Genomic DNA, 21,854 nt, shown 5'->3' on the forward strand with positions numbered 1-21,854 from the left:
GTACGATAAAATACACCCGCCCCGATCAAAACGCACTAACCCGCGGGTGCGGGGGTTTGGGGGGCCCACGAGAAGTTATTTTTGTGGGGGGGGGAATATATTGGGGCGGGGCCGCCAACGCCCGGACCCCCCCTTCTAGCCTGTCCCCACAGGCGGACCTCGTCGCCATCGTCGGCGCCGCGTCGAAACGATGGCGCCTTTATGACGGACGCAGTGAGTCCATCCAATTAACATTCTTGTCGCAGTTGTTCCGCAGGCGGAACTGCCACCACAAAATGCGGAAGCGTGGCGCCGAGAACACCCTACCTGGGGTCGAATCCGACCTGATTACGCCGCCCGGTCGCGAGCCTTGCCGCGCAGCCCGAAGCCGCCCTCGCCATGGCCGCCGAGGCTGGAGAACCGCGCCTCCTCGGCCTTGTGGAAGAACTGGGAGGCGACCAGCCAGGCCTTCACCGGCCGCAGCGTACCCAGGCAGCCGATGATCAGCGCCGGGAACACCGTCACCATGTGGACCCACATCGGCGGGTGATAGGCCACCTCGACCCAGGTGAAGACCGCGATGACGATCATCCCGATGGCGGTCATGACGAAGAAGGCCGGGCCGTCCGCGGGATCGGCGAACGAGAAATCCAGCCCGCAGGCCTCGCAGCTCGGGGCCATCTTCAGGAAGCCGCTGAACAGCTTGCCCTTGCCGCAGCGGGGGCACCGGCAGGTCAGGCCCGAGATGATCGGCAGCGGCGGGTCATAGGTTTGGTTGGCGTCGGCCATATCCAGGTCCCTGCATACAATCGTTGCATTGATGCCTACAATTGTATATCAATGTATGGATTTCGGAGCGAGATAGCAAGCATGCCTGCGACCCTCTGGCTGCGGCGCGTCGACCGCGGCGGCGGCCCGATCTACCTGGCCATCCTGCGCGCGCTGGAAGCTGCGATCGCCGACGGCGAGCTGCAGGCCGGCGAGCAACTGCCGCCCCAGCGGGCTGTGGCCGCCGCGCTCGGCGTCGACTTCACCACCGTCACCCGCGCCTACGCCGCCGCCCGCGCCCGCGGGCTGGTCGAGGGCGCAGTCGGCCGCGGCACCTACGTCGCCGGCCGCGCGGCCGAGGACGAAGCCGGCCTCGTCGACCTGTCGATGAATCTGCCGCCGCCACCCAAAGGACTCAACCTCGGTAAACTCCTGAAGGAGACCGCCGGCGCGGTGCTCGACCGCACCGACCCGCAGGCGCTGATGGCCTATCACCCGCCCGGCGGCTCGCTGGCCCAGCGGGCGGCCGGCGCCGTCTGGCTTGCGCCAGGGCAAGACGAGGTGTCGCCGGATCGCGTGGTGGTCACTCCCGGCGCCCAAGCAGCGCTGGCCGCCATCCTCGCCATGCTCGCCAGCCGCGGCGACGCGGTCATCGTCGAGCCGCTGACCTTCCCTGGCGTCCGGTCGGTCGCCGCCCTGCTGGGCCTGCGCCTGGTCGCCTGCCCGGTCGACGACGAGGGCTTCGATCCGGAGTCGCTGGCCCGCCTCTGCGCCGAGCACGCGCCGCGGGCGATCTACTGCATTCCCACCCACCAGAACCCAACCGCCGCCACCATGGGCGAGGGCCGACGCCGCGAAGTCGCCGCCGTCGCCCGCGCCGCCAAGGTTCCGATAATCGAGGACGACGCTTACGGCCGGTTGCCGTCCACGCCCCTGCCCGCCATCGCCGCCTTCGCCCCGGAACTGGTCTGGCGCCTGGCCACCACCGCCAAAGCGCTCTCGCCCGGCCTGCGCATCGCCTATGTCGCTGCGCCCGACCTCGCCGCCGCCCAGCGCCTGGCCGAGGCCCTGCGCGCCACCACCCTGATGCCGGCCCCGCTCGGCGCGGCCATCGTCACCGCCTGGATCCGCGAGGGAACCGCCGACAAGGTGCTGGCCTCCGTCCGCGCCGAGGCGGTCGAGCGCCAGGCCCTGGCCCGCCAGATCCTGCCCGCCGCCAAGGGCTCGCCCGAGGCCATTCACATCTGGCTGGACACGCCGGACCACTGGCCGGGCGAGCGGCTGCGCGACACCGCCCAGAGCCGCGGCCTCTCGCTGGTCACCGCCGACGCCTTCGCGACCACGCCGGGCGCCCGCGCGGGTCTGCGCATCTCGCTGGGCGGTCCGGCCCGGCAGTCCGTGCTCACCCAGGCCCTGCGCGGCGTCGCCGCGATCCTCAGCGGCGAACCGACCGGTCGAATGGTGGTGTAGGCGACGCTAGGCCGGGAACGTCAGATAGCCGCGCTCAACCATCCGGCGCATGGCCTCGTAGGCCTCGGTCAGCTCCTCATAGGCGCTGCGCAGCGCGGCGAGCCGCTCGGTCTCCTGCGCGGTGAGCGGACGCGGGGTCTCGCTCAGCGCCAGCGCCTGGGCCACCCACTGACTGCGCGCCAGCGCCGCGGCGACCGCCAGTTTCTGGAACTTGGCCGCGTCGGCCTGGCCGAGCATCTGGCCGATCACCTCGCGGTTCGAGGCATAGGCGGTGTAGTCGATCTGCTCGATATGCCCCCGCAGCCGCTTCTGGGCCTGCGGGTCGAGCGAGCCGTCGGGCTCGAAATGGTCGTGGGACCGCCGCACGCTGGACGTCCGGGTCACCGACATGCCGACCTCCCAGGTCGCAAGACCCCCGTCGCGCAAGGGCTCGCCCATCCTGCCGGCGGGCAGCTTAAGGGGGCGTTGACGGGCCCCTCTCCACGGGAAACCCCCGATAGGCGCTCTGGAATCCCCAGGCGAAGCTGGCGCCCATCGGAGGACGCCGTGACCCAAGCCCTGCCATCCTGGACCGACGGCCCCGCGCGCCGCGCCATTCTCGACTTCGTGGCCGCGACGACCAAGGAGGGGGGCGACGACTTCGTGCCCGCGCCCGAACGGATCGCCGTCTTCGACAACGACGGCACCCTCTGGTGCGAGCAGCCGCTGCAGGTGCAGGTGCTGTTCGCCTTCGATCGCGCCGCCGCCATGGCTGCAGCCGATCCGACGCTGGCCCAGCGCCCGCCGTTCAAGGCCTTCCTGGACCACGACAAGGCCGCCATCCTCGCGCTCGGCAAACAGGGGATCTTCGAGTTCGCCTTCGCCGTGCACGCCGGGATGAGCGTCGAGGCCTTCCAGGACGAGGTGCGCCAGTGGCTGGCCGCCGCCCGCCACCCCAAGCTGGATCGCCCCTACCCGCAGGTCGTCTACCAGCCGCAGCTGGAACTGCTGGCCTATCTGCGCGCCCACGGCTTCAAGACCTTCATCGTCTCCGGCGGCGGCATCGACTTCATGCGCGCCTTCGCCGAGCCCGTGTACGGCGTGCCGCCCGAGCAGGTGATCGGCTCCAGCGTGAAGACCGAACTGCAGGAGACCGGCGGCCGCCTCGCGCTGATGAAGCTGGCGCAGCTCGACACCTTCGACGACCGCGCCGTGAAGCCGGCCAATATCGGTCTGCACATCGGCCGCCGCCCGATCCTGGCGTTCGGCAACTCCGACGGCGACCAGGCGATGCTTCGTTACACCCTGGACGGCCCCGGCCGGCGCCTGGCCTTGCTGGTGCATCACGACGACAATGAGCGTGAAACCGCCTACGACCGTGACTTCAAGCTCAGCCCCCTGACCGAGACCCTCGACCGGGCCGCCGAGTTCGGCATCCAGGTGGTCAGCGTCAAGCGCGACTGGGCCCAGGTCTTCCCGCCCGCCAGCTAGGACGGTTGGCAATCGCGCCCAGGAAGGCTAATCGGGCGCCATGAGCGACACCCGCCCGACCACGCCCCCCGACCGGCTCTCCGTGAACCCGGCCAGCCCCTATCACGACGCCGAAGCGCTGGAGCGCGGCGTCGGCGTCCGCTTCAAGGGCGTCGAGAAGACCAATGTCGACGAATACTGCGTCAGCGAAGGCTGGGTGCGGCTCAGCGTCGGCAAGACCGTCGACCGCAAGGGCAACGCCATGACCGTCAAGCTGCAGGGCGAAGTCGAGCCCTACTTCCAGGACCTGGCCGAGTAAGTCCTGACGTCAGGTCGGTGAACGGGTTCCAGGCCACTTCCCAGAGGTGGCCGTCCGGATCGGCTAAATAGCTTGAGTACCCGCCCCAGAAGACGTCGCGCGGCGTCTTCACCGGCCGCGCGCCGACCGCGAGCGCATGCGCGAACACCGCGTCGACCTCGGCCTTCGAGCCGACATTGTGCGCCAGGCAAAAGCCGCTGAACCCGGCCCCGTCGTCAGCCACCGTCGCGTCCTCCGCCAGTTTGTCGCGCGGGTAGATCGACAGCCACGTCCCTTCCAGGGCGAACATCGCGAAATCCTCGCCCTCCTGCGGGTTGTGGACCGGAAACCCCAGGCCGTCGCGATAGAAGGCCAGCGAGGCGGCGAAGTCGCGCACGCCCAGGCCGATCATGCTGATCTTCGCTTTCACGTCGGGCTCCCTTCAGGATCGCGGTATGTTCACTATTTGTTCACCTTCAGTCAACCGCCTAATGCGGCCCTGACAGGCAGTGCAGGTCGCCTGGGACATAGCCCCCGGACGTCGGCTTGGCCTTGGCGGCCTGCTGGTCGCGGACCGCGCGCTTGCGCCCTGCCTGGCCGAAGACCTCCTGCAGCCAAAGCACCCACCCGAAGGGAACATCCTTATGGAGCCTGTGCAGCTCTTCCATTGTCCTGATCCGCTCTGACCGCTTCTGTACAAGGAGAAGATCGGCCGAACGGGGCTTGGTGACAAACGCGTCCTCCTGCTCTAGACATTAGGATTACTTATGTCTGACATCCTCGCCGCCATCCCGCTCAGCGCCATTCGCGTGTTCGAGGCCGCCGCCCGGCTGCGCAGCTTCACGCGCGCCGCCCAGGAGCTGGGGATCACCCAGGCGGCGGTCAGCTGGCAGGTGAAGGCGCTGGAGAAACGGCTCGACCAGCCGCTGTTCCTGCGGCTGCCGCGCGAGGTGACGCTCACCGCCGCGGGCGAGCGGCTGGCGCGCGCCGCCAGCGAGGCGGTCGGCGTGCTGCGCACGGCGCTGATGGACATCACCGAGACCGGCGAAGGCGTACTCTCGATCACCTCGCTGGCCACCGCCGCCAACCAATGGCTGGCGCCGCGGATCGGCGCGTTCCAGCTCAAGCACCCGTCGATCGCCGTGCGGCTCGACACCTCGACGCGGCTGGTCGACTTGGCGCACGAAAACTTCGACGTCGCCGTGCGGTCAGGTGAAGGCGACTGGCCGGGCATCGAGAGCCACTACCTGTTCCCGCACATCCATGCGCCGCTCTGCACCCCGGCCATGCGCGAGCGGCTGGGCGGTCTGGCCCGCCCCGAGGACCTGCTGGAGGCCCCGCTGATCGGCTCGCCCCAGGAGTGGGCGATCTGGTTCGCCGCGGTCGGCGTCGGACGCCAAGACGCCGCCGACATCCGCACGCCGCGCATCATCGGCGACAGCCAGACCGTAGAGGTCGCTTCGGCGCTCGGCGAACAGGGCGTGGCGCTGGCCTGCCCGTTCTTCTTCAATGCGGACATGGAGGCGGGACGCCTGGTCATGCCGTTCAAGACCGTCGCCCACTACGGCGGCGCCTACTGGCTGGCCTATCGCGCCGACCGCGCCCGCGCGCCGAAGATCCGGGCGTTCCGGGAGTGGATCCTCGACTGCGTCGCGCAGGACCCCGTCCTGCGCGGCTATCCGCGGCGCGAGCCCTAGGAGGCCACGCAGGTCGACAGGTTGACCGGCCCGGTGGCCAGCCGCTTCCACTCGCCGCCCACCTTCTGGAACTCGGCCGTCGCCGAGGTCGGGCGATACTCCGAGCGCGCAACGTCCCAGGCCTCCCAGCCGATGGCCGCGCCGATCTTGGCCGTCATGCCGCGGGCCGCCTCATCGGGACTGACCTCGCGCAGGCCCTTGCAGGCCACCTCGAACGCCCGGCACTGCTCGCCCTCGGGCTTGCCCTTGCACTGCGGGTCGTTGGCCTTCAGCTCGGCGTGCCAGCTGCGGATGGCGACATCCAGGCCGGCGTTCGGGTCGCCGCCCTGCGCCCCCGCCGTCTTCTCGCCGCAGGCCGCCAGTCCCAGCGCCGCCGCCGCGAGGATCGCCATGGAAAATGCTTTCACCGTCTACTCCGTCCGACACGCGCCCGAAAAACGCCGGGCGCAAGGGCGGAACGCTTAACAGCGCGAACATGGCGAGCGCGTGACGGCCAGAGCATTTTCCGCCGAAGCAGCTGCTGGCTCGGCGAAGAAAATGCTTCAAGTTCAAAGGGTGCTGAGCAAATTCCGACCCATTCAGATCGGAATTCAACCCAGGTCAGCATCGGCGCTGTCGTCTCGCCGACCGCGGACGGCGCCCAATCAGCAGTCAACGCACGCCTGTCAGCATCGCAGCCGCAATAAACTTTCGTGACAGAGTTGAATCGAGTGGAAAGTCGCGCCGATTTCTCGCACAAGCCGGCGCGAGGGGCGGATTCTTGATGGTTACCCGGCCAAGGTACAGCAAGGGTTCTAAGATGAAAGTGTTGGCAACGACCGTCTTTCTTGTCGCGATCGCCTCGGCCTCGGCGGCCGAGACGCCGACCTTTGCCGATCGCACCCCGCCGACGGGGCCGCAGGCCGGCGCGATGGTCGCCCTGATCAGCGGCCCGGACTTCACCGTCGTGACCCCGCGCGGCGATCCGTGGAGCGCCCGCGCCTTGCCCCGTGCCTCCGAGACGACACCACGTTCGTGACCGAGCTTTAACCCATTCAGCCTGCGTTCAGCGTGACCTTGCGACCGTGCCGTCTGAGACCGGCCTCCCCATATTCGGACGGGGCCGGAAGGAGGCGAGCATGAAAAAGCTCCTGACAACGACGATCGCAGCGGTCACGGCGGCCGGCGCCATCGCCGCGAGCGCCGGTTCGGCGCAGGCCGAGCCCTACCGCTACCATCGCGACCACGACAACAACGACGCGGCGGCGGCCGCCATCGTCGGCGGCGTGCTGGGCCTGGCGCTCGGCGCAGCCATCGCCGGGTCGAGCAAGAACCGCGGTTACGACAACGGCTATTACGGCGACGGCTACTACAACGGCGGCAGCTACTACCGCGGCGGGTCGCGCGGCTACGGCGACGGCTATTACGGCCGCGGCTACAGCCATGCGCGGCCTTACGCGTATGGCTACGGCTACGCCCCGCGCACCTGCGTCAGCCGCGATCGGGTCTACGATCCGTACATCGGCCGACGCGTGACCATCGAGCGGCGCTACGCCTGCTAGAGCATTCTCAAGGAGCGTAGCGCAGGATCCGGCCCATCGGATTTTGCTCTAGCGGTCGGCGCGGCGCCCCGAAGCGCCGCGGGCGACCAGCACCGCCGCCAGGCCGGCCGCCCCCAGGCCCAGCGCCAGCCCCAGCGAGCGGCGCCGGCGCGGGCCGACGGTGATGCGGTGGATGTGCGCGCCCTCCACCGCCCACCAGGCGCCGGAGGCCTTGTCGAAGCCGTGCCGGGCGTACCGTCCGGTCCACTCGCGGGCGAGGTCCGCGGCCTCGGCCGCGGTTCGTCCCGTGGCGATGAAACCGCTGTCGGGGGTTGTGCGTTTGGGGTCGTCGTCCAGCCGCCAGGTCTCGCGCAGGACATTGAACACGCGGCCAAGTGGCGCATGTGTGGAGATCGTGGGGCGACGGCGTAGAAAGCGCTCGATAGACTCGGCCATGCGCCGGTTCGGCTCCCTGTTCGTGGATCGGTGATTCTCCGGTCCGATAGTTCTGGAAATTGGCGCCTGTTGGGCGCTTGGATAGTGTTGATGCGTGAATTTGTTGAACTCCGGGGCGCTTCGGGCGCCGCCTACCGCTTCCGGGCCTGGCCGGAGAGCGATCATCACACGCCGACGGCGGGCAACTTCGCCGTCCTGGCGTTTGAAGGTCCGGACGTGACCATCCTCGGCCTCGGCGTCTGCAGCGACCTGTCGCGCGCCAAGCAACTGGCCCAGGCGACCCTCGCCGACGCCCCGGGGCAACTGTTCACGCGCCTGAACGTCTCGCGCGCCGTCCGCGACGCCGAACACGAAGACCTGGCCGCCGCCCAGCCTGCGGCCAGGACCCTGCATCAGGAAAGCTGATCCGCAGCGCCTCGCGCCGCCGCACCGCCGCGGCCCGATCGCGTCCTAAGGCCCCTCGCCTTCGCGAGGGGTTCGCCGCGCTGGGTTTCAGCCGCCGGTCTCGTCCACCACGATGGTGACGGTCTTGCCGCGCGACAGCGGCTCCCATCCGGCCTCCAACGCCGAGGCGATGGCGGTCGCGACGAGCGGCCGCGCAATCTGCGAGGCCTGCAGCTGCGGCGCCCCGAACCGGGGCTGCGGCCCCGGCGGGAACTCCAGCACCGCCTCGCGCTTGCCCTCCTGGTGGCGCACGGCGATCGCCATGCCGCGCCACTTGGCCGTGTCGCTGGACCATTGCGGACGGCGGTGGAGCCACCAGACATAGGGCTCCCCGTCGACCTCGATTTCGAACTCGTCGCTGTGCTTGGTGCGCGCCATGGCAGGCAGTTACCCCGACCAGCGCCCGCAAGCTACCCCACGGCCGCCACCGCATAGGCCGCACCGGGCCGCGGATCGACCAGGGTCTCCAGCAGCGCCTGGCGCTGCTGCGCCGTGACGCCCTCCATCGAGCGGGCCTGCCAGGCGCCGTAAGCGGCCGCGTCCGCCCAGCGCCCGATCACCAGGTACTCGCCCGTATTCTCCAGTCCCCGCACCAGTTCGGCCTCGACGAAGCCTTCGATCGCCCGCGGCCGGGTCAGCATCCCGCAGGCGGCGAAGGCGGCCTCGAACTCGGCCTCCCGCCCCGGCTTGACCGTGAAGCGGATGACGCTGCGCACCGCCCCGCTCACAGGGCGCTCTTGGCCAGCGCGCCGCCGCGCATGATCAGGTCGATCCGTTCGCCCTGGCCGCACAGCACGTTAAGGTCGGCGAGCGGGTCGCCGTCGACCAGCAGCAGGTCGGCGAACGCCCCTGGCGCCAGCTCGCCAAGCTGGCCCTGGCGCTGCAGCAGCTCGGCGTTGACCAGGGTGGCCGAGCGCAGCACGTCGGCGTTGCTCTGCACCTGGGCGCGCAGCAGCAGCTCCTTGGACTGGGCCGGATGGGTCTCGCCCAGCAGATCGGTGCCGAACCCGACCTTCACCCCGGCGTCCAGCGCGATCTGCACCGCCCCGACCCCGGCGTGCAGCACCTCGCCCAGCTTGCGCAGGCTCTCGCTCGGGAAGCGCAGTTGCTTGCCGGTCTCGGCGATCTGGTCGTAGGTCACCAGGGTCGGCACCAGGAAGCAGCCGGCCGCCGCCATCGCCCGCGCCGAACCGGCATCGATCAGGTTGCCGTGCTCGATGGAGCGCACCCCGGCCCGCACCGCCCGCTCGATGGCCTCGGGGATGTAGGCGTGGGCGAAGGCGTAGGTGCGACGCGCCCGCGCCTCCTCGACCGCCGCGCGGATCTCTTCTTCGGTGTACTGCACCATGTCGATCGGGTCGGAGGGCGTAGCCACCCCGCCGCCGGCCATCACCTTGATCTGATGGGCCCCGGACTTCAGCTCCTCGCGCGCGGCCTTGCGCACCGCGTCGGCGCCGTCCGCCACGTGGCTGAAATAGGACGAGCGGATCGAGCAGGCGCAGAGCTGCGGGCTCTCCTGCGGCAGATCGCTGTCGCCGTGGCCGCCCGTTTGGCTCAGCACCCGCCCGGAGCGGAACACCCGCGGGCCCTTCACCAGCCCGCGGTCCAGGGCGTTGGCGATGCCCGGGTCCAGCCCGCCAGCGTCGCGCACCGTGGTGAAGCCCCGCGCCAGCATGCCTTCGAGGATGAACTTGGTCTCGATCGCCCGCCACGAGGTCTGCCGCCGCGCCAGAGCCGCGAAGTCCATGGTGGTCAGGGCCGCGTGGACGTGGGCGTCGATCAGGCCCGGCATCAGGGTGCGGCCGCCGGCGTCGATCACCTGCACGCCCTCGCCGGCGGCGATCTCCCGGCCGCCCTCGGCCACCTCGACGATCTTGTCGCCCTCGGTGCGCAGCGAGGCGCCGCCCCGCAGCACCCCGGCCTCCAGGTCGAGCAGCCGCGCGTTGACGATCAGAAAGCCAGCCATGCCAGGTCCTTTATTCAGCGGTCGCGGCGGACGGCGCCGCCGAGGGGGGAAATCCGAAGTGGTCGGTGAAAGCGCGGCTGAAGCTCGACGGGCTCGCATAGCCGGCCGCCTGCGCCACCTCGCCCAGCCGCATGGTCCCGTCCAGGATCAGCCGCCGGGCCCAGTCCATCCGCTGGCGCTTGGAATAGTCGTGCGGCGTGCAGCCGAACACCTGCCGGAACCCTTCCGACAGCCGGTTGCGGTTCAGGCCGATGCGCGCGGCCAGCGCCTCCACCGACGGCGGGGCGGCCAGCTCGCGCATGTAGATCATCGCCGCGGTCTCGATCAGCAGCTGCTCGCGCGGCGACAGCTCGGCCTGCCCGCTGGCGCCGGCGCCTAAAGCCGGCGCCCGTCCGAGGCTGGCGGTCAGTTCGCAGACCAGCTCGGTCATCTTGGTGGCCAGGTAGGTCTGGCGCAGCTTGCCGGAAAAGCCGCTCGCGAACACCTCGTCCAGCGCCAGCCACAGGCGCGGCGGCAGCGGCAGGCTCATGCAGAACGGCTGGCTGGTCTCGCCGCGGAAGAACGCCGCCAGCGGCGCGGGCAGCGCCTCGACCTCCAGCCCGAACTTGTCGACCAGCAGGTCAGGCGCCACCCAGGCGCCGATGTACTTGACGTCCAGGCCCGCGTCGTAGCGGCGCACCTGCCGCGTCTCCTTCGGAAACGTGGTCAGACAGACCCGCGCCCCGGCGTGCAGGTAGCGTCCGTGGCCCGCCAGGGTCTGGCGCACCGCCCCCGCCTGCACGAACTGCAGCCCGATCGAGTTGCGCACCACCGTATGGTCGGCGGTCGGCTCCGCGGTCTTCCAGGCGTTGAGCGAGCAGAACAGCCCCTCCTCGACCGGCACGAACTCGAGCTTTTCGACGTGGGCGACGCGCTCGGGCGGGTAGAGCTGGCGCAGGATCTCCAGGCCCGACTGGCGCTGGGCCATGGCCGTCAGCTCGGCTTGGTCGATCCACGTCGTCATTGCGACACCGTGGCCAGCCGCCCGCTCGCGCGCAAGCATGCGATCGCCGCCGTTGCGGATCGGCCATCGCTTCGTGCGTAAATGCAAAGCCCAGAGCATTTTCCGCCGAAGTGGCTACCGGTTCGGCGAAGAAAATGCTCTAAATTCAAAGAGTCATGAGCAATTTCCGATCCAATTAGATCGGAAATTGCTCTAGGGCGCGCTCAGGGCGTCGCGGACCACGGTCTGGAAGTCGAACACCGACATCTGCTGGCCGGCGATGCGCTGCGGCTTGCCCATGCAGACCTGCTGCATCAGCTCGTACCGCTCGTCGCCCGGAGCCACGTCCTGCCACTCGCCCGGCGTCTCCACCGCGCGCAGGGTCTCCCCGTCCGGCGAGACGAAGCGGCGGGCGAGATCGCGGGTCCGGCGCATGGCGCAGGAGAACTCGCGGAACGTCGCCACCATGCTCGCCCCGTCCATCGGGTGGGCGACGATCTGGTAGACCCAGGCCTGGGCCATGGCCCCTTCGCGCCGGACGCTGCCGACATCGTAGACCAGGGCGCTCTGCCCCTTCTTGAAGCTGACGGCTTCGAACGGCGCGGCGTGCGCACCGCTCGCCAGCAGCGCCAGACCCACGGCGGCGACCGCCGCCTTGCGATAGCTCATCCCACAGCCCTCCGAGCGAGCGTGGCCCATGTGCGCCCGGCAGCACCGTTCGCGACTGGGACAGTTAACGTTCCACGCCCGCCCCCGGTTCAGGATCGGCGCCACCTTCGTCAGGCCGATACTCTCAGCCACGGCCAGGGTTTGGGGGCCAAGCCCCCAAGGGTTTCGCCCGAGTGAACCTTGCTGGCCCGGACCTAGGGTGAGCCGCACGGGACAGGCCCGCGCCGCAGGCCGCCGCCATCACGGAGAGCCTCGATGTCCGCTGAGAACCACCTGCAACCGGCGGCGCTCGCGATCCCCAAGGAAGGTTATTTCGAGCGCGTGGATGGCCCCTACGGCCCGGCTTTCCCGAAGACGCCTGCCAACTATGGATTTTCACTGCTGGCCAAGATCATCCCCGGCCGCGAGGACGTGATCCGCGCCCACGGCAAGACCATCGAGGCGGCGATCCGCGACAACCCTACGCTGCTCGCACCGCTGAAGCTGCACTTCCTGCGCTGGCTGCTGTTCCCGATCGGGGACGACACCTACTTCATGTATCAGGGCATCTTCGACACCGATTTCGACAAGTACACCGAGGACGCGGTCGAGCTGTTCAAGCTGTCCGGCGTCGACACGGTGTTCGAGAATCTCCAGGACTTCCCCCCGGACTGGAAGACCAATCCAGCCGCCTTCGTCCGCTACGCCCGCGAGCACCAGATCCCCAGCTTCCTGGAGTACGGCGAGTATCCCTATGTAAGCGGCGACGAAATCAAGAAGGCGCTGCGCCTCAAGGCCTCGCTCAGCGACGCCCTGGATCAGCTGCAGTAGCTGTCATGAGCGACCCTGCCCGCACCTACAACCAGGCCCACCAGCCGCGGCCCTACACGCCCGGCCGCCGGCGGGTCAGCGTCTACCTCTCCTGGAGCTATCCCGCCGAGGCCAATCGCCCGACCATCGAGATGGACAACCGCTTCTCGACCATGACCGAGGTGCGCCGTGTGACCTGGCCGGCCTACGAGGTCCCGCGGTTCGCCGACCCGATGCAGTTCCAGCAGGGCATCGGCGGCGCGCTGGAGCTGTTCTTCTGGGCCTGGGTCCCGTTCCAGACCCTGGTCGGCGAGGTCACCGGCCATCCGGTCCCGGTCTTCCAGCGGGTCGACCAGGCCGGCTTCGCCCTGCCGCTGGATGAGCGGGTGCTGGACGACTGCGACACGCTGTTCCTGTTCGGGCTCGACCACAACATCACCGGCCAGACGCCGTCGCCGGCCGAGATCGAGGCGGTCCGCGCCTGGCTGGGACGCGAGGGCACGCGGCTGGTCATCGGGCCCCACCATGACGTCGGCGCCACCGACGACCTCGAGCAAAGGGCGATGGAGTACGCCCACCATGGCGATGCTCTGGTCCCGCGCCAGCAGCGCTTCGGCCAGTACGCCCTGGCGCTGCTGCACGGCCTGGGCGTCCCGGTCCAGAACCGCTGGGCGCTGCGACCGGCCGTCCGCCCCGGCACGCGCGACAAGATCGCCCCGTTCACGGCGTTCCGCGACGTCGACGCCGCCGGCCTGCTGACCGGGGTGGAAAGTCTGAACTTCCACATGCACCTGCCGCACTACGCCCTGACCCGCGACGACGGGACCGCGCGGGTCCTCGCCACCCAGCCGATCGACCTCGCCCACCCGCACCCGATGACCCAGGCCGGCGAGATGGAGTTCAACACCCTGGTCTGGGCGCCGCCAGCCGGCGATCGGGCCGGCGACATCGTGGTCTGCGACTCCACCGTGTTCAGCACGCTGTTCGGCGGCGACGCGAGCCTGGAGCGCTTCTGGAAAAACCTCGTCACGGCGTGAGGCGGCGGATGGCGGACGACCCGAACGCGGCAAACCTGGACCTGGACGACATCCAGAGCGGGGTGCTGCGGCCCCGGCCGTCGCCCTATGCGGCGACCTACATCCTGCTGCGGATCGATGCGCGCGGCGACGGGCGCGAGCTGCTGCGCCGCCTCGCCGACGTGGTGACCTCCGCCGCGGCGCCCGACCGGCCGGGGCGCGACACCTGGGTCAGCGTCGCCCTGACCTTCGAGGGGCTGCAGGCTCTGGGCGTCCCGCAGGCCTCTCTGGACAGCTTCGCCTGGGAATTCCGCAAGGGCATGAGCGCCCGGGCGAGCGCCCTCGGCGACGTCGGCGCCAGCGCGCCCGCGCACTGGGAGGCGCCGTTCGGCGGCCCCGGCGTCCACGTGATCGTGGTTGGCGTCGCCCCCGACTCCGCCTCGTTGGAAGGCGCGATCGAGCGCGCCCGCGCCGCCTTCGCCGACTTGGCCGGGATCGTTCCGATCTGGCGCCAGGACTGCCACGCCCCGCCCGACGAGAAGGAACCCTTCGGCTTCAAGGACGGTATCAGCCATCCGGCGATCGAGGGCAGCGGCATACCCGGCTCCAACCCGCTGGAGGCCCCGCTCAAGGCCGGCGAACTGGTGCTCGGCTACCCCGACGAGATGGGCGGTCTGCCGCCCGCGCCGCAGCCGGAGGTCCTGGGCCTGAACGGCAGCTACGTGGTGTTCCGCAAGCTGCACCAGGATGTCGCCGCCTTCCGCCGCTACCTGCGCGACAACGCAAAGGGGGCCGACGACGAGGAGCTGCTGGCCGCCAAGATGATGGGCCGCTGGCGCAGCGGCGCGCCGCTGGCGCTCTGCCCGCTGCACGACGACCTGGCCCTGGGCGCCGACCCTGCGCGCAACAACGCCTTCCTGTTCAAGGCCGACGACGCCACCGGCTACAAGACCCCGCCTGGCTCGCACGTCCGCCGCTGCAACCCGCGCGACGCCGAGGTGGCCGGGGTCGTGCGCCTGCACCGGATGATCCGCCGCGGCACGGTCTACGGCCCGCCGCTGCCGGCCGGGACGCTGGAGGACGACGGCGCCGACCGCGGCCTGATGTTCGCCTTCGTCGGCGCGCACCTGAAGCGCCAGTTCGAGTTCGTGCAGTCCGAGTGGGTGAACGGCGGCGAGTTCCTGGGCCTGCAGGACGCCATCGACCCGGTGACCGGATCGGCGGACGGGACCGGCTCCTACACGATCCCGCGCCGGCCGCTGCCGCGCAAGGTCCACGGCCTGGCCCGTTTCGTCACCACACGCGGCGGCGCGTACGGCTTCATGCCTGGACTGCGCGCCCTGCGCTGGCTGGCCGACCTGCCCGACGCGCCGTCATGAGCCTGCTGGCCAGCGAGGTGCTGGTGGTCGGAGCCGGACCGGCCGGGACCCTGGCGGCCCTGCGCGCCGGCGACCTCGGCGCGCGCACCACCCTGGTGACCAAGGGCGCATTCGGCGGCATGGCGGCCAATGACGGGCCGGTGCCGGTGCGCACCCTGGCCCACGCCGCGCGGCTGATGCGCGAGGCCCGTCAGCTGCCGCAATACGGCGTCGAGGTCGGCGTCCCGCGGCTCGACTATCCGCGCCTGCTGGCCCGGGTCGACGAGGTGGTCGCCCGCGTCGGCGAGCGCGCCGCCCTGCTCGCCCAGGTCAAGGCCGCCGGGGTCGTCCTCCACGCGGGCGTCGGGGCCGTCCGCTTCCTTGATCCCCACGCCTTGGAAGCCGCCGACGGCCGCCGATTCCAGGCCGACAAGGTGATCCTCTGCACCGGCGGGATCAGCCGCCGCCTGCCGATCCCCGGCTTCGAGCTGACCTGCACCCACAGCGACGCCTGGTCGCTGACCGCGGTCCCCGAGAGCCTGATCGTCGTCGGGGCCGGCGCGACCGGCGCCCAGGTCGCCTCGGTGTTCAACGCCTTTGGGTCTCGCGTGGCGCTGTTCGAGGCCGGCGAGCGGATCCTGCGCACCGAGGAGCCTGAGGTCTCGGCCTGCGTCGCCGCCGCCTTCCGCGACGCCGGGATCGCGGTCCACGAGGGCTTCGGCCGCATCGAATCCTTCGAACCCGTCCCCGGCGGCGTGCAGATGACCTACGTGCGGGACGGCGAGCGCCGCCAGGCCCAGGCCGCCGTCGTGGTCATGGCGACCGGCTGGGCCGCCGACACCGAAGCCCTCGACCTGCCGGCCGCCGGCGTGGCGCTCGACCCGCGCGGCTTCGTCCAGGTCGACGCCGCCCAGCGGACCAGCGCGCCGCACATCTACGCCGCCGGCGACGTCGTCGGCGCCCGCATGCTCGCGCCCCAGGCGCTGCAGGCCGGCTTCGTCGCCGCCACCAACGCGGTGACCGGCGCGGCCGAGGTCGCCGATCATCTGGTCAATCCGGTCGGCAGCTTCACCGATCCGGAATACGCCCAGGTGGGGCTGGGCGAGGGTGAGGCCCGCGCCGCGCACGACGTCCACGTCGTCGTCACCGGCTTCGACACCCTCACCCGGGCGATCATCGACGGGCGGGAAACTGGACTTTGCAAGCTCGTGGTCGACCGCGCCGAGCACCGTCTGCTCGGCTGCCACCTGGTCGGCGAGCGCGCGGTCGAGGTCGCCCAGATCGCCGCCGTCGCCATCGCCGCCGCAATGACCGTCGACGACCTCGCCCGTCTGCCGCTCTCCTACCCGACCTATGCCGGCGTCCTCGGCCGCGCCGCGGCCATGGCCGCCCGCGAACTGAACCCGGCCCTGGCGCCGCCGCTGTTCGCCGCCGGTCTGCGGTAGGCCGCCGTGCGGGCCCGGGGATTTTTCCTGCTCCGCCTGCTCGCCGGCCTCGCGCTGACGGTGCTGCTGACCCTCGCCGCCGCCCCGGTCCGCGGCCAGGACGACGGCGCGCGCGTCTACCAGCTGGCTCCGGTCGGGACCCAGAGCATCACCACCTTCCTGGTCAACAAGCGGGGCAACGAAACGCCGGAGCCCGGCTCGATCGAACCGGGCTCGAAGATCGACACCGACATCCTGGTGTTCCGCTATGCACGCACCTTCGACGTCGCAGGCCGGCCGGTGACGCCGTTCGTGATCGTGCCGACCGGCAAGGTGCGCGCCAGCGGCGCCCCCCAGAGCAGCGGCTTCGGCGACATGCAGATCGGCGGCACGGTCGGCCTGATAGGCGCGCCGGCCCTGTCGCCCGAGGCCTTCGCCGCCTTCAAGCCAGGCTTCGGTTTGGGCGTGTTCGGCCGCGTCTACTTCCCGACCGGCGCCTATAGCCACGACAAGCCCGTGAACCTCGGCGCCAATCGGCTCGCCTATCAGGCCGGCTTACCGATGGTCTACGCCCACGGCCGCTCGTACCGCGATCCGGAGCTGACCAGCCTGGAGGTGCTGCCTAGCTTGACCTTCTACGAGCACAACGACGATCCGTTCGGCGCGGAGCGAAGCGCCAAGGCCCCTCTGTTCACGGTCGAGGCGCACCTCACCCACAATTTCAGTCCGCGCGTATGGGCCTCGGCCGACCTGCTCTATCGGCAAGGTGGCGAAACGCGCATCGACGACGGACCCGAAGACGGCGGCACGCACGGTTGGACGGCGGGAGGCAGCCTGGCCCTGCCGTTCGTCGCCAACATCAATCTGATCTTCACCTACCAGCACGTCATCGAACGCCGCGACGACGGCCCCGACGGCTGGTTCTTCCGCACCGCCCTGGTCGCGCCGTTCTGACCCGGCTCTCCATGCTGGAGGTTATTCGCGCCTCGCCCTCAGGTGTTTGCCCTATGTCGCGACCGCTCCAATTCTCCGACGCTCGCAGCCGAACATCGGAGCACGGCGAACGTGTACGCCATTGCCACGACGAGCGCCGCGCTCGCAGCGGCGGTTGCCGGCGATCCGGCGCCGCCGGCCGCCGAGAGCCCCCCGCCGCCGCCCGCCGAAGCGGACAGCTCTGCAAGCCGGTTCTCCCTCGCGCCCCTGCTCGATCTCGACTTCCAGCTTGGGCCTCTGACGTTCCACGGCTACCTGCAGTACGACGGCGCGATCTACGATCAGGCCGCCGAAGGCCCGCCGGAGAGCGACTTCCGCCGCGGCGGCGTGCATCTGGGCGATCCGCTGGGTGCGCGCAACCTCAACGACGGCTCCTACCTGCGGCGCGCACGCCTGGGCTGGGAGGGATCACACGGCGAACACTTCGCCTATCGCGCCATGTTCGAACTTGGCGACGCCGACGAGGCCGGCGAAGCGCGCATCGCCGAGGTCTGGGCCAGCTATCTGCGCAAGCCCTACTCGATCCGCGTCGGAGCCTTCTCGCCGCCGACCAATATGGAGGGCGCGACCAGCTCCGACAGCAACCTGTTCCTTGAACGGGCGACCGCTGCGGACCTCGCCCGCTCCCTCGGCGGCGGCGACGGCCGGATCGGCATGACGGTCAGGCGCGTCGTGCCCGGCTCGATGATCGCGCTCAGCCTGACCGGCCCCCCGCTCGACGCCGACGACGACTATGCGCCGCGGGCGGCGATCCTCGGCCGCTACACGCGGGCGTTCAAAGGGCGGAACGACTATCGCTTCCACCTTGGCGTCAACGGCGCCTTCGTCCTCGCCGCCGCCACCAAACAGGACTCCGGCCGGCCCGAGCGCTTTCCGGTCCGCTTTCTCAACACGCCCGAGATCGACGTCGACGACACCCCGCTGATCGACACCGGCGAGATCGACGCCGATCGGGCCCAGGTCCTTGGCCTCGAGTTCGCCGCCCAGCGTCGGAACTTCTACCTCCAGGCTGAAGGCTTTCTGTTCGCCGTCGACCGGACCGGCCAGGGTGGCGACCCGCGCTTTGGCGGCTATTACGTGCAGGGCAGCTGGATCCTCACCGGCGAAACACGGCGCTTCGACCAGACGCTCGCCGCCTTCGCCTTTCCCAAGCCGCTCTCGCCGATCGGGCGCGGCGGCTGGGGCGCTCTGGAGCTGGCGTTTCGCTACAGCGTCATGGACCTCAACGACCAAGAGGGCGCGGCCGGCCAGCCCACGCCCGCGGGCGGCGTACGCGGCGGACGGCAGGAGATCCTGGGCGCAGCACTGCTCTGGTATCCACGGCCGCGGGTGCGGGTGATGTTCAACTACCTGCATGTGAACGTAGACCGGCTCAATCCGGCGGGGCCTGATGACCCCGACCCGTTCGGCCCGGTTCCTTCGACACCCCCGATCGGCGTCCAGATCGGGCAAAGCCTTGATATCATGGCGGTCCGTATCCGGTACTCGTTCTAGGAGCACGTGATGGCGGAAGACGGGTCGGAACAGGCCCTTTCGGTTCTGATCGCCGCCCGGGATGCGGCCCTGCGCGACGTCGAGCGTACGATGATCCAGATCGTCCAGGTCTCGATCTCGATGATCGGGTTCGGCTTTACGATCCATGCCTTCCTGAACAATGCCGGCGCCGGCGCCACATTCAGCATCGACCTCGACCAGATCGCGCGACGCCTTGGCCTGGCCCTCGTCGCCATCGGAATGCTCAATCTCGGCTGGGGCGCGTTCAACCAGTTGCGCTACCAGGCGATCCTCCAGCGGCGCCATCGCCTGCCGCCGGGCGTCGCCGGCCGGCAGGTCTACAGCACGCGCGCGACCTTCGTGGTCGCCTTCCTGCTGCTCGCCGTCGGCTTGGCGGCGCTGGCCTCGATGACCGTCCAGGCGTTCGGCTGAAACTCACCCGCTGGCAGCGAAGTAAAGACAAATAAAAGTCCCGCATCCACAATAACGGCGCCGCCTACCCTAGGGCTTTACCCGATTGGCCGCGCCAAACCTCGGCCGCAGTATTTCCACCAGCCCCGCTTGTGGGTGGAAATCTGGAGGGCTGGTTATGGCGCGAGATGTTCGCGGCGCAAGGTTCCGCCTGACGCTCGGGGCGGCGATGGTCGGCCTTTGCTTCGCAGGGGCGGCTCACGCCCAGAACGAACCCAATTTCGAAGTCTACGGCTTCGCCCAGCTGGACTACGTCCAGGACTTCAAGCGGGTTCACCCCGATTGGGACGCGACCCTGCGTCCGTCGAAGATCCCCACCGTCGACGGCATCTACGGCGACGACGGCCAGGCCATCCTCAGCGCCCGGCAGACCCGTTTCGGGGTGCGAGCCAATCAACCGGTCGGCGGCCGGGATCTGTTCGTGCGGTTCGAGTTCGACCTCTACGGCGTCGGCGACGACGCCGGGCAGACCACCTTCCGGCTGCGTCACGCCTACGGCGAATGGGGCCCGATCCTGGCCGGCCAGACCAACACCGTCTTCATGGACGGCGACACCTTCCCCAACACCATCGACTACTGGGGACCCAACGGCATGGTGTTCGTGCGCACCCCGCAGATCCGCTACACCTACAAGACCGGGCCTCACCAGATCGCCGTCGCTCTGGAACTGCCGAGCAACGACATCGATCCCGGCAACGTCCGCCTGATCGACTCCGACATCGCCTCAGGCCTGCAGGGCGACGAGGAGCTTCCCGACCTGACCGCGCACTGGCGCTATGGCGGCGGCTGGGGCCACGTCCAGGTCGCCGGCATCCTGCGCCGCGTCGGCTTCGAAACCGCCGGCACCCCGAACAACGAACCCTCCGACAGCAAGACCGGCTGGGGCGTCAACCTCAGCTCGAACATCAAGTTGCTCGAGAAGGACGTCATCCACCTCAGCGCCGTCTACGGCGAGGGCATCGCCACCTACATGAACGACGGCGGCACCGACCTGGCGCCGGAAGCTGACCGTCTGAGCGCGCCGCCGCCGGCGCCCGGCGAGCTTCCCCCCATCGGCCTGCGCGGCGACGTCGTGCCGCTGTTCGGACTGATGGCCTACTACGACCACTACTGGAACGATCAATGGAGTTCGTCGATCGGCTACAGCCGCGTGCAGGTCGACAACACCAACTTCCAGGAAGCGACGGCCTTCCAGACCGCCCAGTACGCGTCGGTGAACCTGCTCTACTCACCGTCCGACAAGATCATGATGGGCGGCGAGTTCCTGTGGGGCACGCGCGAGGACAAGGACGGCGAGGAAGGCGAGGACTACCGCCTCCAGGTCTCGTTCAAATACGCCTTCTCCAGCAACGACTTCCGCTGATCAGGGAGCTTTTGATCATGCAAGCCAACGTTTCCCGGCGGGACATGGCCAAGGCCTTCGCCTTCGTGGCCGCCGCCTCCGCCGCCGCGCCGGCGCTCGCCCAGTCGGGGGCCGGAGGCGACATCGACGCCGCCGTCAAGGCCGCGCATGCGCAATACAAGAGCCTGAATGAAGGCAAGAACGCCGACTACATCCCGGCCCTGGCCCAGGTGCCTTCCAACTATTTCGGGATCGGCCTGGTCACCCCGGGCGGCAAGTCCTCCTTCGTCGGCGACATCGAGCCGAAGTTCTCGATCCAGTCGATCTCCAAGGTCTTCACCCTGGCCCTGGTGTTCCAGGAGTCCGGTGAAGACCTGATCGAGAACAGCATCGGCGTCGACGCCACCGGCCAGGTCTTCAACTCGATCACCGCCGTCGAGCAGTTCAAGGGCAAGGAGATGAACCCGTTCGTGAACCCGGGCGCCATCGCCACCACCGGCATGGTCAAGGGCTCGAGCGCCGACGAGGTCTGGCGCAAGATCCTCGGCATCCACAGCGACTTCGCCGGTCGCCAACTCGACGTCGACCAGGTGGTCTACAAGTCCGAAGCCGACACCAACCAGCGCAACCGGGCGATCGGCCAGCTGATGTCGGCCTATGAGCGGTTCCCGGGCGACCCGGCCCAGGCCGTCGACCTCTACACCCGCCAGTGCGCCATCGCCGTGAACGCCAAGGACCTGGCGGTCATGGCCGCCACCCTGGCCAACGGCGGCAAGAATCCGGTGACCCGCAAGCAGGTGGTCGACCAACGCCACGTTCCCGGCATCCTGGCCGTGATGGCCACCGCCGGTCTCTACGACGACAGCGGCAAGTGGCTGTTCCACACCGGCCTGCCGGCCAAGAGCGGCGTCGGTGGGGGGATCATCGCGGTCTCGCCCGGCAAGTTCGGCATCGGGACCTTCGCCCCGCCGCTCGACGCGGCCGGAAACAGCGTCCGCGGCCAGCGCGCGATCACCGCGATTTCGAACGCCCTCGGCGGCAATCCCTACTCGGTGCGGCCGGTCTAGTCGGAGATGGTGATGCGTGGCGGGGGAGACGTGCGCACGGCGCTGGCGGCCGGGTCCGGCACCGCCGCCCTGTTCCTGGCGTGGCCGCTCGCGGCCGCGGCCAATGAAGCCCAGCCCACCGCGCCGCCCGGGGCGGGGCGGGGGTGTTTTTAAAAAATTCGTGCCCACCAAAAAAACAATATTATTGTGTTTTTGTGGTTTT

At 69.7% G+C, this 21,854-nt stretch carries 27 protein-coding genes; 16 read left to right on the forward strand and 11 right to left on the reverse strand.

Annotated features, from left to right (window positions below):
- Positions 1 to 327: 327 nt before the first annotated feature.
- Complete coding sequence (locus OUA97_RS19150; RefSeq protein WP_267233633.1) at positions 328 to 768, reverse strand: DUF983 domain-containing protein; 441 nt, start codon at positions 766 to 768, stop codon at positions 328 to 330.
- An 81-nt stretch (positions 769 to 849) separates the two neighbouring features.
- On the opposite strand from OUA97_RS19150, the gene OUA97_RS19155 reads away from it, so the two are divergent.
- The gene (locus OUA97_RS19155; protein ID WP_267233634.1) at positions 850 to 2,217 is read left to right on the forward strand and encodes a PLP-dependent aminotransferase family protein; all 1,368 of its coding nucleotides are present in this window, start codon (positions 850 to 852) and stop codon (positions 2,215 to 2,217) included.
- Between the two features lie 6 nt (positions 2,218 to 2,223).
- Here OUA97_RS19155 and OUA97_RS19160 read toward each other — a convergent pair whose 3' ends face one another.
- A complete protein-coding gene (locus OUA97_RS19160) occupies positions 2,224 to 2,607 on the reverse strand; it encodes a hypothetical protein (protein ID WP_267233635.1) in 384 nt (127 codons plus the stop codon).
- 156 nt (positions 2,608 to 2,763) lie between these two features.
- On the opposite strand from OUA97_RS19160, the gene OUA97_RS19165 reads away from it, so the two are divergent.
- Together OUA97_RS19165 and OUA97_RS19170 are read left to right on the forward strand one after the other, a co-directional pair.
- Positions 2,764 to 3,687, forward strand: coding sequence for an HAD family hydrolase (locus tag OUA97_RS19165; RefSeq protein ID WP_267233636.1), 924 nt, complete (start codon positions 2,764 to 2,766; stop codon positions 3,685 to 3,687).
- Positions 3,688 to 3,727: 40 nt separating this feature from the next.
- On the forward strand, positions 3,728 to 3,985 hold the full coding sequence (locus tag OUA97_RS19170; RefSeq protein WP_267233637.1) for a DUF3297 family protein: 258 nt from the start codon (positions 3,728 to 3,730) through the stop codon (positions 3,983 to 3,985).
- Here the strand turns inward: OUA97_RS19170 and OUA97_RS19175 are convergent.
- Together OUA97_RS19175 and OUA97_RS19180 are read right to left on the reverse strand one after the other, a co-directional pair.
- On the reverse strand, positions 3,936 to 4,394 hold the full coding sequence (locus OUA97_RS19175) for a VOC family protein (RefSeq protein ID WP_267233638.1): 459 nt from the start codon (positions 4,392 to 4,394) through the stop codon (positions 3,936 to 3,938). The genes OUA97_RS19170 and OUA97_RS19175 overlap by 50 nt on opposite strands.
- Before the next feature lie 58 nt (positions 4,395 to 4,452).
- Positions 4,453 to 4,632, reverse strand: a complete 180-nt coding sequence (locus tag OUA97_RS19180; protein ID WP_267233639.1) for a hypothetical protein — start codon at positions 4,630 to 4,632, stop codon at positions 4,453 to 4,455.
- Positions 4,633 to 4,731: 99 nt separating this feature from the next.
- On the opposite strand from OUA97_RS19180, the gene OUA97_RS19185 reads away from it, so the two are divergent.
- Positions 4,732 to 5,661, forward strand: a complete 930-nt coding sequence (locus tag OUA97_RS19185; RefSeq protein ID WP_267233640.1) for a LysR substrate-binding domain-containing protein — start codon at positions 4,732 to 4,734, stop codon at positions 5,659 to 5,661.
- Here the strand turns inward: OUA97_RS19185 and OUA97_RS19190 are convergent.
- Positions 5,658 to 6,068: a hypothetical protein gene (locus OUA97_RS19190; protein WP_267233641.1), complete on the reverse strand. Its 411-nt coding sequence runs from the start codon at positions 6,066 to 6,068 to the stop codon at positions 5,658 to 5,660. The genes OUA97_RS19185 and OUA97_RS19190 overlap by 4 nt on opposite strands.
- 392 nt (positions 6,069 to 6,460) lie before the next feature.
- Between OUA97_RS19190 and OUA97_RS19195 the strand changes: the two genes are divergently transcribed.
- Both OUA97_RS19195 and OUA97_RS19200 read left to right on the forward strand, forming a co-directional pair.
- Complete coding sequence (locus OUA97_RS19195) at positions 6,461 to 6,679, forward strand: hypothetical protein (RefSeq protein WP_267233642.1); 219 nt, start codon at positions 6,461 to 6,463, stop codon at positions 6,677 to 6,679.
- Positions 6,680 to 6,779: 100 nt separating this feature from the next.
- Positions 6,780 to 7,202: a hypothetical protein gene (locus OUA97_RS19200; RefSeq protein WP_267233643.1), complete on the forward strand. Its 423-nt coding sequence runs from the start codon at positions 6,780 to 6,782 to the stop codon at positions 7,200 to 7,202.
- A gap of 48 nt (positions 7,203 to 7,250) precedes the next feature.
- Here OUA97_RS19200 and OUA97_RS19205 read toward each other — a convergent pair whose 3' ends face one another.
- Positions 7,251 to 7,637, reverse strand: a complete 387-nt coding sequence (locus OUA97_RS19205; protein ID WP_267233644.1) for a hypothetical protein — start codon at positions 7,635 to 7,637, stop codon at positions 7,251 to 7,253.
- A 90-nt stretch (positions 7,638 to 7,727) separates the two neighbouring features.
- Between OUA97_RS19205 and OUA97_RS19210 the strand changes: the two genes are divergently transcribed.
- Positions 7,728 to 8,042, forward strand: coding sequence for a hypothetical protein (locus OUA97_RS19210; RefSeq protein ID WP_267233645.1), 315 nt, complete (start codon positions 7,728 to 7,730; stop codon positions 8,040 to 8,042).
- Between the two features lie 87 nt (positions 8,043 to 8,129).
- On the opposite strand, the gene OUA97_RS19215 is transcribed toward OUA97_RS19210, so the two are convergent.
- From OUA97_RS19215 to OUA97_RS19235, 5 genes are all read right to left on the reverse strand, one after another.
- Positions 8,130 to 8,459 (reverse strand): hypothetical protein, encoded by a 330-nt coding sequence (locus tag OUA97_RS19215; protein ID WP_267233646.1) that lies wholly within the window; start codon positions 8,457 to 8,459, stop codon positions 8,130 to 8,132.
- A gap of 32 nt (positions 8,460 to 8,491) precedes the next feature.
- Entirely contained in the window at positions 8,492 to 8,809 is a 318-nt protein-coding gene (locus OUA97_RS19220) for an antibiotic biosynthesis monooxygenase family protein (protein WP_267233647.1), read from the reverse strand.
- Positions 8,806 to 10,047, reverse strand: coding sequence for a metal-dependent hydrolase family protein (locus OUA97_RS19225; RefSeq protein WP_267233648.1), 1,242 nt, complete (start codon positions 10,045 to 10,047; stop codon positions 8,806 to 8,808). The genes OUA97_RS19220 and OUA97_RS19225 overlap by 4 nt, the downstream gene beginning before the upstream one ends.
- Positions 10,048 to 10,057: 10 nt before the next feature.
- Positions 10,058 to 11,050 carry a helix-turn-helix domain-containing protein gene (locus OUA97_RS19230; protein WP_267233649.1) on the reverse strand — a complete coding sequence of 331 codons (993 nt, stop codon included), beginning with the start codon at positions 11,048 to 11,050 and terminating at the stop codon, positions 10,058 to 10,060.
- Positions 11,051 to 11,242: 192 nt separating this feature from the next.
- Positions 11,243 to 11,698: a surface-adhesin E family protein gene (locus tag OUA97_RS19235; RefSeq protein ID WP_267233650.1), complete on the reverse strand. Its 456-nt coding sequence runs from the start codon at positions 11,696 to 11,698 to the stop codon at positions 11,243 to 11,245.
- A 255-nt stretch (positions 11,699 to 11,953) separates the two neighbouring features.
- On the opposite strand from OUA97_RS19235, the gene OUA97_RS19240 reads away from it, so the two are divergent.
- From OUA97_RS19240 to glsA, 9 genes are all read left to right on the forward strand, one after another.
- On the forward strand, positions 11,954 to 12,508 hold the full coding sequence (locus OUA97_RS19240; protein ID WP_267233651.1) for a hypothetical protein: 555 nt from the start codon (positions 11,954 to 11,956) through the stop codon (positions 12,506 to 12,508).
- Positions 12,509 to 12,513: 5 nt separating this feature from the next.
- Positions 12,514 to 13,524: a hypothetical protein gene (locus OUA97_RS19245; RefSeq protein WP_267233652.1), complete on the forward strand. Its 1,011-nt coding sequence runs from the start codon at positions 12,514 to 12,516 to the stop codon at positions 13,522 to 13,524.
- An 8-nt stretch (positions 13,525 to 13,532) separates the two neighbouring features.
- Entirely contained in the window at positions 13,533 to 14,882 is a 1,350-nt protein-coding gene (locus OUA97_RS19250; RefSeq protein WP_267233653.1) for a Dyp-type peroxidase, read from the forward strand.
- On the forward strand, positions 14,879 to 16,306 hold the full coding sequence (locus OUA97_RS19255; RefSeq protein WP_267233654.1) for a dihydrolipoyl dehydrogenase family protein: 1,428 nt from the start codon (positions 14,879 to 14,881) through the stop codon (positions 16,304 to 16,306). Before OUA97_RS19250 ends, OUA97_RS19255 begins: the two co-directional genes overlap by 4 nt.
- A 6-nt stretch (positions 16,307 to 16,312) precedes the next feature.
- Positions 16,313 to 17,239, forward strand: a complete 927-nt coding sequence (locus tag OUA97_RS19260) for a transporter (protein WP_267233655.1) — start codon at positions 16,313 to 16,315, stop codon at positions 17,237 to 17,239.
- Positions 17,240 to 17,350: 111 nt separating this feature from the next.
- Positions 17,351 to 18,772, forward strand: a complete 1,422-nt coding sequence (locus tag OUA97_RS19265) for an OprO/OprP family phosphate-selective porin (protein WP_267233656.1) — start codon at positions 17,351 to 17,353, stop codon at positions 18,770 to 18,772.
- A 9-nt stretch (positions 18,773 to 18,781) separates the two neighbouring features.
- On the forward strand, positions 18,782 to 19,204 hold the full coding sequence (locus OUA97_RS19270; protein WP_267233657.1) for a DUF202 domain-containing protein: 423 nt from the start codon (positions 18,782 to 18,784) through the stop codon (positions 19,202 to 19,204).
- 157 nt (positions 19,205 to 19,361) lie between these two features.
- On the forward strand, positions 19,362 to 20,606 hold the full coding sequence (locus OUA97_RS19275; protein WP_267233658.1) for a DcaP family trimeric outer membrane transporter: 1,245 nt from the start codon (positions 19,362 to 19,364) through the stop codon (positions 20,604 to 20,606).
- A 17-nt stretch (positions 20,607 to 20,623) separates the two neighbouring features.
- Entirely contained in the window at positions 20,624 to 21,652 is a 1,029-nt protein-coding gene (gene glsA / locus OUA97_RS19280; protein WP_267233659.1) for a glutaminase A, read from the forward strand.
- The last annotated feature ends 202 nt before the right edge of the window (positions 21,653 to 21,854 follow it).

It is taken from the genome of Phenylobacterium sp. 58.2.17 (assembly GCF_026411515.1).
Lineage (GTDB): Bacteria > Pseudomonadota > Alphaproteobacteria > Caulobacterales > Caulobacteraceae > Phenylobacterium.

Excerpts from the sequence above, each read along its gene's own strand:
- OUA97_RS19150 (WP_267233633.1), bottom strand. The coding sequence starts at position 768 with ATGGCCGACGCCAACCAAACCTATGACCCGCCGCTGCCGATCATCTCG.
- OUA97_RS19155 (WP_267233634.1), top strand. The coding sequence starts at position 850 with ATGCCTGCGACCCTCTGGCTGCGGCGCGTCGACCGCGGCGGCGGCCCG.
- OUA97_RS19160 (WP_267233635.1), bottom strand. The coding sequence starts at position 2,607 with ATGTCGGTGACCCGGACGTCCAGCGTGCGGCGGTCCCACGACCATTTC.
- OUA97_RS19170 (WP_267233637.1), top strand. The coding sequence starts at position 3,728 with ATGAGCGACACCCGCCCGACCACGCCCCCCGACCGGCTCTCCGTGAAC.
- OUA97_RS19180 (WP_267233639.1), bottom strand. The coding sequence starts at position 4,632 with ATGGAAGAGCTGCACAGGCTCCATAAGGATGTTCCCTTCGGGTGGGTG.
- OUA97_RS19185 (WP_267233640.1), top strand. The coding sequence starts at position 4,732 with ATGTCTGACATCCTCGCCGCCATCCCGCTCAGCGCCATTCGCGTGTTC.
- OUA97_RS19195 (WP_267233642.1), top strand. The coding sequence starts at position 6,461 with ATGAAAGTGTTGGCAACGACCGTCTTTCTTGTCGCGATCGCCTCGGCC.
- OUA97_RS19200 (WP_267233643.1), top strand. The coding sequence starts at position 6,780 with ATGAAAAAGCTCCTGACAACGACGATCGCAGCGGTCACGGCGGCCGGC.
- OUA97_RS19205 (WP_267233644.1), bottom strand. The coding sequence starts at position 7,637 with ATGGCCGAGTCTATCGAGCGCTTTCTACGCCGTCGCCCCACGATCTCC.
- OUA97_RS19210 (WP_267233645.1), top strand. The coding sequence starts at position 7,728 with ATGCGTGAATTTGTTGAACTCCGGGGCGCTTCGGGCGCCGCCTACCGC.
- OUA97_RS19215 (WP_267233646.1), bottom strand. The coding sequence starts at position 8,459 with ATGGCGCGCACCAAGCACAGCGACGAGTTCGAAATCGAGGTCGACGGG.
- OUA97_RS19225 (WP_267233648.1), bottom strand. The coding sequence starts at position 10,047 with ATGGCTGGCTTTCTGATCGTCAACGCGCGGCTGCTCGACCTGGAGGCC.
- OUA97_RS19230 (WP_267233649.1), bottom strand. The coding sequence starts at position 11,050 with ATGACGACGTGGATCGACCAAGCCGAGCTGACGGCCATGGCCCAGCGC.
- OUA97_RS19235 (WP_267233650.1), bottom strand. The coding sequence starts at position 11,698 with ATGAGCTATCGCAAGGCGGCGGTCGCCGCCGTGGGTCTGGCGCTGCTG.
- OUA97_RS19240 (WP_267233651.1), top strand. The coding sequence starts at position 11,954 with ATGTCCGCTGAGAACCACCTGCAACCGGCGGCGCTCGCGATCCCCAAG.
- OUA97_RS19245 (WP_267233652.1), top strand. The coding sequence starts at position 12,514 with ATGAGCGACCCTGCCCGCACCTACAACCAGGCCCACCAGCCGCGGCCC.
- OUA97_RS19250 (WP_267233653.1), top strand. The coding sequence starts at position 13,533 with ATGGCGGACGACCCGAACGCGGCAAACCTGGACCTGGACGACATCCAG.
- OUA97_RS19255 (WP_267233654.1), top strand. The coding sequence starts at position 14,879 with ATGAGCCTGCTGGCCAGCGAGGTGCTGGTGGTCGGAGCCGGACCGGCC.
- OUA97_RS19270 (WP_267233657.1), top strand. The coding sequence starts at position 18,782 with ATGGCGGAAGACGGGTCGGAACAGGCCCTTTCGGTTCTGATCGCCGCC.
- OUA97_RS19275 (WP_267233658.1), top strand. The coding sequence starts at position 19,362 with ATGGCGCGAGATGTTCGCGGCGCAAGGTTCCGCCTGACGCTCGGGGCG.
- glsA (WP_267233659.1), top strand. The coding sequence starts at position 20,624 with ATGCAAGCCAACGTTTCCCGGCGGGACATGGCCAAGGCCTTCGCCTTC.